Annotated in this window: 10 protein-coding genes and 1 pseudogene; 9 read left to right on the top strand and 2 right to left on the bottom strand. The window is 60.2% G+C overall.

All coding sequences use genetic code 11. The features are described from left to right. The first annotated feature begins 9 nt into the window (after positions 1 to 9). The 5 genes from BLS26_RS21075 to BLS26_RS21055 all read left to right on the top strand — a co-directional run bounded on the left by BLS26_RS21075 (position 10) and on the right by BLS26_RS21055 (position 5,449). The gene (locus BLS26_RS21075) at positions 10 to 528 is read left to right on the top strand and encodes a hypothetical protein (RefSeq protein ID WP_092514312.1); all 519 of its coding nucleotides are present in this window, start codon (positions 10 to 12) and stop codon (positions 526 to 528) included. Beyond that, positions 525 to 1,340 (top strand): metallophosphoesterase, encoded by an 816-nt coding sequence (locus tag BLS26_RS21070; RefSeq protein ID WP_092514310.1) that lies wholly within the window; start codon positions 525 to 527, stop codon positions 1,338 to 1,340. Before BLS26_RS21075 ends, BLS26_RS21070 begins: the two co-directional genes overlap by 4 nt. A gap of 120 nt (positions 1,341 to 1,460) precedes the next feature. Then, positions 1,461 to 1,856: a DUF6634 family protein gene (locus tag BLS26_RS36330; RefSeq protein WP_210186244.1), complete on the top strand. Its 396-nt coding sequence runs from the start codon at positions 1,461 to 1,463 to the stop codon at positions 1,854 to 1,856. Then, positions 1,849 to 4,098 (top strand): AAA family ATPase, encoded by a 2,250-nt coding sequence (locus BLS26_RS21060; RefSeq protein ID WP_172804653.1) that lies wholly within the window; start codon positions 1,849 to 1,851, stop codon positions 4,096 to 4,098. The genes BLS26_RS36330 and BLS26_RS21060 overlap by 8 nt, the downstream gene beginning before the upstream one ends. A 34-nt stretch (positions 4,099 to 4,132) precedes the next feature. Continuing rightward, positions 4,133 to 5,449, top strand: coding sequence for a DUF2130 domain-containing protein (locus BLS26_RS21055; RefSeq protein ID WP_092514304.1), 1,317 nt, complete (start codon positions 4,133 to 4,135; stop codon positions 5,447 to 5,449). 757 nt (positions 5,450 to 6,206) lie between these two features. Here BLS26_RS21055 and BLS26_RS21045 read toward each other — a convergent pair. Continuing rightward, positions 6,207 to 7,088, bottom strand: a complete 882-nt coding sequence (locus BLS26_RS21045; RefSeq protein WP_244541641.1) for an SMP-30/gluconolactonase/LRE family protein — start codon at positions 7,086 to 7,088, stop codon at positions 6,207 to 6,209. Between the two features lie 19 nt (positions 7,089 to 7,107). Then, on the bottom strand, positions 7,108 to 9,177 hold the full coding sequence (locus BLS26_RS21040; protein WP_092514298.1) for a sorbosone dehydrogenase family protein: 2,070 nt from the start codon (positions 9,175 to 9,177) through the stop codon (positions 7,108 to 7,110). 469 nt (positions 9,178 to 9,646) lie between these two features. Between BLS26_RS21040 and irrA the strand changes: the two genes are divergently transcribed. From irrA to BLS26_RS36805, 4 genes and pseudogenes are all read left to right on the top strand, one after another. Then, entirely contained in the window at positions 9,647 to 10,093 is a 447-nt protein-coding gene (gene irrA, locus BLS26_RS21035; protein WP_305764650.1) for an iron response transcriptional regulator IrrA, read from the top strand. A 327-nt stretch (positions 10,094 to 10,420) separates the two neighbouring features. Continuing rightward, positions 10,421 to 10,654 (top strand): hypothetical protein, encoded by a 234-nt coding sequence (locus BLS26_RS21030; protein ID WP_092514296.1) that lies wholly within the window; start codon positions 10,421 to 10,423, stop codon positions 10,652 to 10,654. A 427-nt stretch (positions 10,655 to 11,081) separates the two neighbouring features. Then, positions 11,082 to 12,692 (top strand): MDR family MFS transporter, encoded by a 1,611-nt coding sequence (locus BLS26_RS21025; protein WP_092514294.1) that lies wholly within the window; start codon positions 11,082 to 11,084, stop codon positions 12,690 to 12,692. Between the two features lie 456 nt (positions 12,693 to 13,148). Further along, positions 13,149 to 13,355, top strand: a pseudogene (locus tag BLS26_RS36805) (transposase); the annotation flags it as partial. Positions 13,356 to 13,727: the final 372 nt, after the last annotated feature.

Raw genomic sequence — 13,727 nt, 5'->3', positions numbered from 1 at the left:
AACAGCAGAATGGGCAAGACCGTCAAACCGAAGCCGGTACCCGCGGTCTCTGGTCGCTTAACCCGAAACGACTACGATCGTCCCGACGCACTAGAAAGCGCGTTCGAGACGCTGTCGCTCTGGCGAACGCTATCTGCTCACCAGTTTATCGCCTCGGACATGCTTTCGATGCGGCATGCAGTCGCCAAGGTTGTGCCGTTCGGTGTGAAAAAGTGGACCGGCGTCCCCGACGACGTCGCCGCCGCGGTCGGGGCTGCGGCTGCTTTCCTGCCGCTGGAGAAACTGACAGTTCCCTTCGACTTGTGCATGACGGCGCTCGCCGTCCACGCGATGGAAGGAGATGCCGCCGCGGCGATCGTACTGTCCAACGTCCTTCGAAATCTGCCCGGTCACGCCAGAGCACACCGCCGCATCGCGACGTCCTGGTTTGTCGCAAACCTCGCAACCACGGCCGCACGGGCCCGGGATACGGCCAAGCTGCCGTCCGGTCGCCCGGCCCCGGCCCGAAAGTCGGAGAGACCGTCATGAGAATCCAGTTCTTCAGCGATCTGCATGTCGGCGTCGCTCCGATCAAGCGCATCACAATCGGTCCTGACGTCGACGTGGTGGTTGTGGCAGGCGATGTCTGCGAAGGCGTCAAGAACGCGTTCGAACATCTGCGCCGCATCGTTCCCGAGCGCATTCCAGTCGTGATGACGGCCGGTAACCATGAATTCTATCGTCGCGTTTGGTCGGAGCAGATCGCCCAAGCGAAGACGCTGGCCGGAGAATTCAACATTCTCTTTCTCGAGGACGATGTCGTCCTGATAGGCAGCACCCGGTTCGTCGGTTCGACGTTATGGACCAACTACCGCTTGTTCGGCGACGCGAATGCGGCCGTGGCGATGGAAACGGCGCGACGCGGGATGAACGACCATCGGCTGATTACGTGGCAAAAAGATCCCTGGAAGAGGTTCCGGCCCGAAGAGGCACTTCTTCTTCACGAACGATCGCGGACGTTCATTGCCGACGCGCTGACGACGCCGTTCACGGGGAACACCGTCGTCGTGACCCACCATGCGCCGCACTTCGGCTCGGTGGAAAAGCGCTTTCAAAGTGACGTTCTGACCGCAGCATTCGCCTCCGATCTCACCGCCGTGATCGTCGGCCGCGGCGCCGGCGGCGATTCGAACGATCGCGTCGGCCACCACAGCGGCGGCGCAACGATCTGGAATCACGGTCATGTCCATGCCTCAAGCGACTACTCGGTCGGCGAGACCCGTGTCCTTGCCAATCCGCACGGATATGGAGCGGAAAATCCGGCCTTCAATCCGCAATTGGTCGTCGAGGTAGGCTCATGACACGGACGATCGTTTCAACCCGACACGCGGCCCGCAAGCCTATCCATGAGCGGTCGCAGCCACCGCCGCCTCCAGGCAGGCAAAGTTGGCCCCGTAATTCAAACGCGTGACGAGTTTGACATGTTGACCGAAAATTTTCCATTTCTGCTGCCGTGCCACATCGAGCGTGGGCTCCCTGCCAGGCTTTGCCGGCTCGCGGACGATCTCGAAAAAATCCGTGACGGCGGCGCGCCCACCGACGTCGAGCTTGCGCGCGCCCCTCTGATCCAAGACTGGCAAGTGGTCCTTACTCCGCTGGGCCTGCGGATGGCCGGCCTCGTTTCGAACCATCCGCGGCTCGGCACGCGGCCCGCGCTAATTTCCCAGATCTGGGCGGCCGACCCCGATGGCCGGTGGGTGCGTACGTTGTCGCGCTTTTACAGACTTGGCAGATCGGTCGAGGCGGATATGGCAGGAGCCGCCGCCGGACAAGCCGTGTCGATCGATAACAGCGATGGAACGCCGAGCGATGTCTGATCGCGCAACCACACCGGAGAGCGGCGTCACGGGTTCGAGACCCTCTTCGCACGCGATGGGACCGCTTGAGCTTGCGGTCTACAAGAACGACTGGCTGACTTCACGCATCTATCACCGGCATGTTGCAGACGTCGCCGCCCGGCGGGAGCTTGAGGCCGCGGCCCGGGCGGCTCAGGACCAGGTCATGAAGGCGGCGGGCATGAAGCCGGAGCGTACGGCCGACGCCTCGCGAAAGCCCTCGCGCCGCGGCCCTTCCGCATTACGGGCGTCTGTGGGCCGCGACGACGAAGATCAGGCTGAGCGTGACATCGAGGCCCCAACGCCCGGGCGCGTCGCCGCGCGCCTGCTTCTCGCGCGCATGTTCGACCGTTCCCCCGCGATGATGCAGATGCTGCGAACGTCTGCCCCGGTCCTGGTGGTCGACGTCGCCGACCGCGGCCTGCTGTCCCGGATCGCGCACCAGTGGAAGGACGCACTCGGACTGGAAGACATGCGCTTCGTCGAGCTTGTGCAATTGCCGGACCGCGCAAAGCGGGAAGACTTCGACGCAATCAGCGCTCTCTTCGCAGAACCCCTGCAGCCGAAGGACCGTCTGGCCGCGGATGCGCGTGCGTTCTCCGCAGTGCAGCTCGCGCTGCCCATTCTCGCCTTCACTCCTTCGGCCGAAAGCCATCTATCCAAGGTTCTGCTCGATGCGGCGACCTTCCGGGAATCCTTGCCGACCTTCGACGCGTCGCTGATCGTCGAAGTGATCCGGATTGTCACAGGCAAGGCCTGCAGGGTACGGATTTCCGATGAGGTCGTCGCCCATACCGGGTTGCACGAACTTCTCCTGTCCGTCCGGTTCGACCGGACGCCGGAGCAGTGCGTCCAGCAGCTCATCGAATTGGCGCAAACGAAGATCTCAAAAAAGGGGTCGCGCGAACTTTCATTGGATGAACTGCACGGCCTGGATGAAGCGGTCGCATGGGCGAAAAGCGTCATTGTCGACATCGAGGCGTGGCGGCGCGGGGAGATCGTCTGGGATGCTATCGATGCCGGAATAGTCCTGGACGGTCCTCCCGGGGTCGGCAAGACGTTGTTCTGCAAGGTCTTTGCGGATGAAACCAAGCTTCCTCTAATCACCGCGACGCTGGCGCAATGGCAATCGTCGGGAGAAGCGCATCTTGGACACCTGCTGCGCGCAATGAGAAGGGATTTCGAGGACGCCCGCGCCAAATCGCCGGCGATCTTGTTCATCGACGAACTGGACTCATTTCCAAACCGAAGCAATCTAACGCACAGCCACCGGGACTACGTCATCGAAGTGGTGAACGCTTTTATCGAGCAACTCGACGGCGTTCAGGGACGCCAAGGTCTTATTTTCGTGGGCGCGACCAACGACGTGCGCCGCTGCGATCCAGCGATCGTGCGCTCCGGCAGGCTCAACCGCATCATCAAGATAGGGCTGCCGGATCCTGCGGACATCGAAAAAATGATGCGCGTCCGGCTCCGCGGCGACCTTGCCGGCGAGTCCCTCTCGGAAATCTCGCTTCTTGCGATCGGGGTGTCCGGCGCCGATGTCGAACGGATCATCAAGGATGCCCGTCGCATCGCGCGCCAGGAGGAACGGGCGCTATCACTTGCGGACGTGAGGCGCGCAGTGCTCGGATGCGACGAGAGCCTCTCACCGGAGCAACTGATCCGGGCCTCCGTGCACGAGGCAGGACACATCATTGTAGCAGTGATCCACCACGGTCCCCGGGACATCCATGCAGTAGTCGCCGGATCGCGGGACAACGCGGGCTTCGTTGCGTCCCGCAAGTCGGGCTTCACCGCGGGCACATTGGAAGATTACCGCCGTACGCTGCAGGAACTCTTGGCCGGACGTGCCGCAGAAGAGCTCGAATTAGGCGCGGCAGGCCACGGCGCCGGCGGCTCGCATCGGTCGGATCTAGCGAAGGCCACCAGCATTGCCGCGTCACTGGTCGGCAGCCTGGGGCACGGCGGTCCGCATCCCCTGCTGTTCATTGCAGAGCATTACGAGACGAACACGATCCTGGACCAGGCCTACCTGCGCGCTGCGGCGCACGAGGAGTTGGCGGCTGCTTTCGTAGAGGCAAAACAGCTCCTTGGGCTGCACCGCCAGGCGCTCAAGGAGGTCGCCGGCATCTTGCAGGAGCGCGGGCGGATTGACGGGGTCGAGGTCGCCGAAATCGTCGCCGCAGCAGCCCTGCGTGACACCCCGGCCAACCTTCCATGACTGAAATTCAAACTTAGACCTAGAGGAGACCGAAATGAACGAGCCACAGATCGCGTGCCCGAAGTGCAGCACCCAGATAAAACTCACTGAATCTCTCGCAGCGCCGCTGATTGCGGAAACCCGCAAGCGGTTCGAGCAGCAGCTCGCTTCAAAGGAGGCGGACTTTGCCACGCGCGACGCCGCGCTGAGGCGTTCGCAGCAAGAGCTCACAAGAGCGCGCGAAACGATCGATGACGAAATCGCGAAAAGGCTGACAAGCGAACGGACGGGAATTGCGGAAACCGAAGCCAGGAAAGCCCGCCTCGCCCTCGCGAACGACCTGGAGCAGCGCGACAGACAACTTACCGAGCTTCAGCAAAGCCTGGCCGCGAACAATGCCAAGCTCGCCCAAGCCCAGCAGGCTCAGGCCGATGTCATCCGCCAGTCCCGCGAACTGGACGATGCGCGACGTGAGCTGGATCTCGACGTCGAAAAGCGGGTCCAGGAGTCGCTGGCCGCCGTGCGCGCCAAGGCAAAACTTGATGCGGAGGACGGCCTCAAGGCGAAGCTCTCCGAGAAGGAGACGCAGATCAGCGGCATGCAGCGACAGATCGAAGATCTCCGACGCAAGGCCGAACAGGGCTCCGAGCAGCTCCAAGGCGAATCGCTGGAAGTCGAGCTTGAATCCCTGCTCCGCGCGCGCTTCCCGCATGACCTGATCGAGCCGGTTGCAAAGGGCGAGACCGGCGGAGACATCCTCCACCGGGTTCGAGGCCCGTCAGGGCAGGCGTGTGGATCGCTCCTGTGGGAGTCAAAACGCACAAAGGGCTGGCACGACGGATGGCTGGCCAAGCTGCGGGAAGACCAGCGTAACGCCAAAGCGGAGATCGCGCTAATCATCTCGACTGCGTTACCCAAGGGCATTGAGACATTCGATCTAGTCGACAACGTCTGGGTCACGCATCCCCGCTTTGCCCTTCCGCTCGCGATTGCACTTCGGCAATCGCTGCTTGACGTTGCGAGCAACCGACAGGCACAGGAGGGGCAGCAGACCAAGATGGAACTGGTCTACCAGTACCTGACCGGTCCCCGCTTCCGCCACCGCATCGACGCCATCGTCGAGAAATTCACCGATATGCGGGCTGATCTCGACCGCGAGCGCAAGGTGGTCACCAAGCTGTGGGCGAAACGCGAGGAGCAGTTAGGCGGCGTGCTTGACTCGACAGCCGGGCTCTATGGGGACCTTCAGGGCATTGCCGGACGCGCAATGCAGGAAATCGAAAGCCTCGATGTGCTCATGATCGAGACCAACGAGGTCGCCGGCGAACGTCCGTGCACGGTGGAACAACGACATCTCGAAGATCGCGGGTGAAGCGATAGCCTCGCATGTGTCGGACGATCTCAGAAATCTTCGGGCGCCTCGGGCCGCACGGGACATAAATCGCAAAACACCTCTCGATGAACCTCTCGTCGCGATCTGAAAGCTCTGTCGCCCGGTACCTCTCGCTGGGCGACCGAGCCCTGTCGCGTTCGTTCAGGTCGGAGATTCACCGCGTGGAAGGAATATCGAAGGAGCCTTACTCAAACAGTGGGGTGGATAGCCGACGACGTTGAAGCTTCGGCATGCTGGTCGTTTGGATTCCTCAACACTGGCGCGATACCACGATTTCCTGAGGCGGAATGTTACCCATTGGGAGGCGCCGACGTCTGCGGAGGAAAAGACAAACCAGGCGAAAGCTGACGGTGCCTATGGCTCACCGGTCATGTGGCTTGAGGAAAACCCGTAAGGGCTTCCCGCTCGTTGATAAGGAAAACTCTTAATACAGATTCCGCCGTAATTTTTTCGCTATGCGAGCAATTGGTCTCGTTGTCTGTGCGCTCGCAGCAGCCGCCTCGCAGGCTGTAATTTATGCGCAAACGCATGAGTTCACGACGACTGCACTCTGGGCTGTATCGTCTGCACCAAGGCCCGAGATTTGGGCCACGATTGCAATAGATATTGTCGCGCTTATTGCTTGGATCGCTGTGGCCAACGATCAATGGGTGCGGCAGGCCGGTGACCAATACGCGGATGCACTTCTTGCCGCCTGCGGCAATGGCTAACGGTAGTTATTTTGAGGTCAGTCATTTTAACAATTGCCCTTCTGTAGGCAATGTTCGCGACCCTCTTTGTCGGTGCGAAATCCTTCGATATAGCCGCCCTGCCGCTGTGTCACGAAAACCGTCCTGCCGTCGGCGCCGCCAAACGCCAGATTGGTGGGCTCTTTGCCTTGGAGAACGACGTCCTGTATCAGTTTGCTATCTGGATCCATGACAGAAATTGTCCCTTTTTGAATCCGCGCAATCAGCAGCTTCCCATCGACGTCGGTACGCAGACCGTCAATCGTGTCGGGTTCAAACGTCTTGAGAAGCTGCGCCGAGGTCAGCTCGTTTCCGCTGATAGTGTAAGCCCACAGTTGGCCGGTCAGTGATTCACCGACGTACAGCGTCTTGCCATCGGGACTGAGATCAATGCCGTTGGTCGTTCCCATGGCGCGTGAGGCAGTCATCACCTTGCCCTGCACCTGCCCGTCCGTTCCTTTTGAAATCCGCCAGATCTGACCTGCGTGGGCCTTCCAGTTCGGGTCGCTCGCATAGATCGTACCACCACTGGCGATCGTCAGGTCATTGGGCTGGTTCATCTGTTCGGAATGAAAGTAGACCTCCGGCTCCAGACTGCCCTTCCTGATCGCAAAAATGTTGTGTTTCTTGTAGTCGGCGATGAACATTGTTCCATCGCGATCGAACCGGATGGCGTTGCCCACGCTTCCCTCAGGAAGGCTGATAAACTTCTCGGACTGCGCGCTTCCAACCGCTAGCTTGCCGATTGTGCCGGGCTTACCCAGGTTGACGACGAAAAGATTGCCATCAATGTCCGCAGCCGGTCCCTCGATGCCGAACGTATACTCACCCGCGGGCGTCACCTGACGGCTTTCAAACAGCTTTGGCTCGGCCCAGGCAGAGGTTGCCATGGTGGAGATCAAAAGTACCCTACAGAGGCACCAGAAACTCCTGCTTAATGTAATAGCCATCTGCGTCGGTGCACTCGCCGTTGAGGAATTGGTCGGCCGGTTTGTAGAAGCGGCTGTAACCGGGCTTATCTACGGCCTGCCTTTGTGTCACCACGACGACCTTTACGGTCGGAATCTCGCCGCAGAGCTTGTCGGTCCTGCTGAAAAACTCCCGGCTTACCCGGCCAGGTTTTACCCGCATCCTCGTGCCGGGAACCATTTTGCCGGCGAGGTAATCTGCGAGGTCGAGCACCCTCGCATATCCAGGTTCGGTCTTTGGCAGGCCCTCCCCACCGGGAGGCATCAGCTTCTCGGACCCAAAGCCTCTCAGCCGGGTGCGCAGCCTTCCGGAATCGGGGTCTCCCGGATAGATCCAACCGTCCTGCGACAGCATGAAGCGAAGAACGGCGTCGTCTTTCTCGGCGTCGGACTGCCCTTTCTTCAGGCCGAAATCGGAATGGCAGCCTACGCAATGCTTTTCAACCAGACTGGTGCGGACTGCAGTAAGACGCGCCTTGTTTTGCGCGTCGTTCGCGACGAACCGGACCAGCTCATCGATTTGGGCCTGAGTTCGCACGTCACACGGCTGTGGTTCCGGGGGCTTAGCTGAGGTCCGATCGATCCGGATAACGGATTTGTTCTTGTCTTCCACCAGCCAGATTGCGCCATCGGCCGCGACCGTGAAGCCGACAGGCGCTCCTTGCGGCCGCGCCCCATTCACCCGGAACCATCCCGAGACCAACTCGTCGTATGATGCTGCGGCTACTTCACCCTTGTCGGTCTGAAACGCGCGCGTCGGCTCGGCGCCACAACTCACTTTGTAGCGAACCGGCGGTGGACTTACCTTGGGAAAACCATGGTCATCCACGTCGTAGATTAGCAAGCGGCTGCCCGTCGGGCGATAGCCATGTAGCCCGACGATCAACTTGCCCTCCAGTTCGGGGAATTTGCTGCCATGGTAGTAAAGCATGCCCAGCGGCGCACCATGCGGCGGCAATAGTGAGTAAGGCTGCTTGTAGGCTGTCGCGTTGTTGCAGAGGTTCTTGTAGGGGCCCGCCTGAAGGACCTGTTTGAATTCCGGGCTCGGGGTGGCGTTGTCATAACAGTAAGGCCAGCCGTAGTGCTTGCCCTTTTCGATAGCGTTGAGTTCTTCGTTGGGCTTGAACACATCCTGCAGGTCCCTGGCATTCTCTCCCTGCAGAAACGCAAACCCCGGCTCGGGAAACCGCGGATGAACGGCGAGCGCCATCGAGTTGCGAAGCCCACGCGCATAGATCTCACGCGGCGGGTTGAGGTCGTTAGGCTTCAGGGCCGAAAAAATGCCACTGGCTGGCGGTGTGAACATCCAGATCGATGCCCACGGTGACGACCCTTCGCCGGCTGGGCAAGGCTTGGTGATCGGTGCCGGCGTGATGCAATCATCGCTATGCGAACCGACGTTGATGAATATCCGACCCGTCTTGTCGAAGACGAAGTGCTTCAGCGAATGGCTGCTCTCCGTCACCTTGGTTCCGTCGGGAAGCGTGACGTTGCGGCCGGGCAGATCCTTGATGATCAATTCCACGGTGGATCGTGGATTTGTTGCCAGCGGGTCAAAGCGGAAGATTGTCTCCGCGGTCGACGCATAGACCTTCTTGTCCAGACCAATCGCTAGACCGAAGGGATACTCCTGATCGGTGAGAACCTCCCGGATCCGCTTTCCTTCGGCTGCGTGCGGGTCCAGCACCAGCAATCGGCCGTCTTTACGATTCCACTCGCCCATATCTGAAATCACGAACTGCTCATGGCCTGGAATTTGGACAATCGAGCGCGGGAATTCGAGGCCATCGTCCCCACTTGCGACGATCCCCGCGCAAAATCCTTCCTTCATGTCGATCTTGAGTCTGGGAAACGACAACGATCCGCTGCCGCAACGCTCTGGTCCGATTGCATAGCCGCTCTTCTTGGTGGGTTCTGCTGATATCGCAAGGGAATTACAGATTACGGCAGCAACGACAGCGGCCGTACATAGCCCAACCCTCCGCAAAAAAATGGTGATGCCCGCTATCATGATTGCCCCCCTTGGTGCTCCGGCCGTGTCGCCCCCATTCGCCCGCGCGCGCGCGTGCGTAACGCAGGCTAAACCACTTTTAATTGATTCTCGTCGATCCCAATACTGCCCTGCTCGGACAAACTGTGCGAACTTTGCCTCATTGGTAAATGGTATTTCGCGCGATATGGTAGACCGCGCACAAGGTAATCCCCTTACTCAAAAAGGCCGTCGCACCCACCGTCGTCACGGTGGCGTCCAGCCTTGCCTATCAAACCAAGCCTGGGATGGATCTCTACGGCACAGATGCCCACTGATTTTGCGTTTCCGTGAAATTACCAAGCAAGCTATCTGACTCAGCCGTGATCGAGCTGTCACATCCGCCGTGGCCAGCACTAATTTAGGATGGTTCTAATTGCGTATCTGTCGGGCCTCGGGTTGGGTGCCATCATAGGCAGCGCAGCAGGGTAATCACTTGGATAATAAGGAAATGACCTATAACGCGGTGCGCGCTCAGGCGGTCGCCTCCCGACAAATCGATTCGACAGAAATGCTTCAACTCGCCGGACTTCTTCCGACCCGGCAACGCGTTGCCCTTGCAGACCTGCTATTTCGCGACGGCGACCGCCATATTACAGCGGAAATGCTTCATATCGAGGCCAGACAGAACGGGGTCTCAGTCTCGCTTGCGACTGTTTACAACACGATCAACCGTCTCGCGCACGTCGGTCTACTTCGTCAGGTTTCAGTCGATGGCAGCAAGAGCTATTTCGATACCAACGTTTCGACCCACCATCATTTCTACCTCGAAAACAGTCACGAGTTGATCGACATCCCTGATCCGCAATTCGCGCTGAGCAAAATACCTGAAATTCCCCACGGATACGAGATTGCGCGCATTGAAATGGTCGTGCGTTTGCGCAAGAGGCGCGGGTAGATCCCGTCGCTGCCCTGGGCGCATCTCGGGCGCCGCCGTACGGGAGGGCAGCCGTCCGAGTATTGCCCGAAGCAACTCGCACTGTTCGAAGCCGGCGATATCTCGGCGACGGAAATGCACGACCGGGTGATCCGTCACGCGCAGAAAGAATGGAAGGCCTGACGATTACTTCGCTGGCGCTGCCGTCGATGAGCCTCCGCTGCTTTTAATAAATTCCAGATATCACAGGCGACATCTCATTATATTGGACCGACGCTTCGGTCCCCCCTATCTACAGTACAAGGATCTGGTTTCTTTCAGTATCCGATACGCGATAGGAGAAAGTCCATGACCAAGAAACTTACGATTGCGCTGTTCAGCGTGAGCATGATTGCATTGTCGGCGACGTCCTCGTTTGCACAGGAACCCGACGTGCGCTCTGGCAGCCATAAGGCTACGCGTCAAGAGGCGGTCCGTCCGCTGCCGCAGAGTTTCAGAGAGCACTTTGCCGCGATGCCGACCGCCAACCGCGGCGATCTGCAGATCGACTACGCACGGCCCCCGGCGCAGCCCGCGCAGTAATGCCGATCGACCCGCAGTCGCCAACCAAAACCCCGCTTCCTTCGAAGCGGGGTTTGCATTTCAACGGTGAGAATCAGTCGGACCTATTCGCATTTTCCGTTTGGGATCGGCCTCGATCAAGAGTCCGAAATATCTCGTTCTTCGCCGCATCCAGCGACCACACTCATCGCTCGGGTACAAACGACCAGCCCGGGGGGGGCAGTGCTATGGCCAGCTTCGCAATCCGGCCCAGCATCACCGGCCACATCGACCGTAGCGCAAAGACCAATCAAGAACTAACATCTACACCGGACCACCTAATGGGGGCCGACCAGTGGTGGGTGCTGAACTGCCCAGGCGCCTGCCAACCGAGACATTTCAATACCTTATGCAACATAAGCCAGACCGCCCCAATCGTTACCGCGACCCCGAGTCGGCGAACCTTGCGATGACCGGCGACAAGATGCCGGCGGCGGAAGCGGTTTCCGATCCGGGTGCGGAAGAGCTTGCCGAGTCCGGTCTGGCGCCGGTCGGTATCGCGGGCGTCGATATCGTCGCGATTGCGCCGGATGCCGGCGCGGCGTCGGCGGGCGATCAGCCTTTGCCGGGCCGCTGGGTGCTAACCGATGCGGAAATCCGGCCGATCATTCTCGGCGTCTGCACGGCGATGTTCATCGCTGCGCTCAACCAGACCATCATTGCGACCGCGCTGCCGACCATCGGCCGCGATTTTCACGACTTCGACAGTCTGTCGTGGCTGATCACGGCGTATCTCCTCAGTTCGACGATTGCCGGGCCGCTGTGCGGCAAGCTCTCCGACATCTACGGCCGCAGGCGCGTGATGATGTTGGCGCTCGGCATGTTCGTGATCGGCTCGATTGCCTGTGCGCTGGCGCCGAACATGCTGACCCTGATCCTGATGCGCGGCCTGCAAGGCATCGGCGGCGGCGGCATCGTCCCGCTGGTGCAGGCGACGGTGGCCGACGCCGTGGCGCCGCGCGAACGCGGCCGCTATCAGGCCTATATCGGCACGGTCTGGGTCGCGGCCGGCATCGCCGGGCCGGTGATGGGCGGCTATATCGCCGATCATCTGCACTGGTCGTGGGTGTTCTGGGTCAACGTGCCGCTCGGTCTCGGCGCCGCGTGGATCATCAACCGCGAGCTCAAGCGGCTGCCGGTCAATCACCGCAAACACAAGCTCGATCTGTTCGGCGCCTTCCTGATGATGTCGGCGGCTATCTCGCTGCTGCTGGCGCTTACCTGGGGCGGGGTGCGATATCCGTGGCTGTCGTCGACAATCATCCTGCTGGTCGTATTTTCATTCGCCCTCACCATAGCGTTTGCCTATCGCAGCGCGCATGAGGCCGAGCCGTTCCTCCCGCTCTCGATCCTCGCCAATCCGGTGGTTCGCTGTGGCACTGCGGCGTCGTCCTGCGCGGTCAGCGTCGGCATCGGCCTCACGGTGTTCATGCCGCTCTATTATGAAAGCGTGCATCACCTGTCGGCGTCGGATTCAGGGCTCGCGCTCATTCCCATCGCGGTGATGTCGACGCCGGGCTCGATCCTGTCGGGCCGCGTCATGCTGCACTTCGACCGCTACAAGTGGCTGCCGATGATCGGGCTTTCCAGCGCCGCGCTGGCGCTGGGTTGTCTCGCGATATGGCCGGCGGCGAACCTGTGGATCGTCAGCTCCTTGTTGTGCGTCTTCGGCGTCGGCATCGGCACGGTGTTTTCGCTCGCGACCGTCAGCATCCAGAACGCGGTATCGCGCTTTCAGGTCGGAACGGCGACCGGCGTGATGAACTTCTTTCGCGCGCTGACGTCGGCGCTGGTCGTCGCCATCATGGGCGCGATCATCTTCACCAGCCTCGGCCGCGACGGCAAACCGGTCGATGTGCTGGCGGCCATGGGCGCCAGCGGGACGGACCTCGCCGGCATTTTCCGCTGGGTGTTCGTGGCCAGCATGTGCTTTCTGCTGCTGTCGATCTTCTCGCTTGTCATGATGGAGGAGCGGCCATTGCGGGGCAGGAGTGAGGACGGCGAAGGTAAAACCGGGTAATTGCGCATCGTGGCGGCGCACATTATTAATGCCTCCGCCGCCGGTCACTTCGTGATGGCCATCACATTCTTTAAAACCCACCGGCAGGTTAAGACTAACACCACAAGTCCTTAGTTCAAGCCGCCGCCGGGCACTGGCGCCGCCGCCACATTGTGGTGTTTACTGGAATTCAAGAACGCAGCGACGAGATCGCGCGATGATGGGGATGTTTTGGAATGTCAGAGACACGTTCAGCGCGCTGAATGATACTGTTGCGGCGGCCACTCTGCGGCATCGAAGCGCCATAGGGTGGTTGCGTTAGAGCAAACCACATTGAGGGGAGCCGTCCATTAGCGAGGTTAGCACAATTGCTCTTGATATTGCGAAGTCGGTATTCCAGGTGCACGGGGTCGATGTTGCGGGCGCGGTTGTAGCCGGCACCGAGATATCATCCATCGACAACGGCATCATGAGGCGAGCCGTCGGCTGGCGGAGATCCCGGGCATCGGTCCGGTCGGCGCCACAGCATTGGTTGCCGAGATCGGTGACTGGAAGACATTCTCATCGGGGCGCAGTCTTGCGGCCTGGATCGGGTTGGTGCCGAAGCAACATAGCACCGGCGGCAAGGACAGGCTCGGCAGCATCGCCAAGCAGGGCAATCGATATTTGCGGTGGCTGCTCGTCGAAAGGCGCCCTCTCGCCCCCCAGGCGACGTGCTTAGGAGCGGGCGCCGGATGAAGACGGAGACTATTCTCTACCAGAGTACGACCTGCGGTAGCTCAATCAGGGACGTTGCGCGTCGATACGTCCAGCAGCCTTCCGTCGTCCCGACCGTGCCATCGGCTTTTCAAAGGAGGCGCCAGATTTAGGTTGAAGCGTTGGTGCTGTGACATTCAACGAAAACTCAATGGGTAATCCTTGGAAGAATATTACAGAAATCCGCCCCTAGATTCGTAGTCTAGGCCAGGCCATTGAAATCATTGATGTCTGTTACCATCGGTGCCTTTTTTGTTATTTGCTACTGGTTCCGTTACGCTAAGAAAGCCCGCCCCCAAC

It is taken from the genome of Afipia sp. GAS231 (assembly GCF_900103365.1).
In the GTDB taxonomy this organism is placed as follows: Bacteria; Pseudomonadota; Alphaproteobacteria; order Rhizobiales; family Xanthobacteraceae; genus Bradyrhizobium.
The sequence above is the reverse complement of the archived record's forward strand: the minus strand, read 5'-3'. Positions and strand labels throughout refer to the sequence as shown.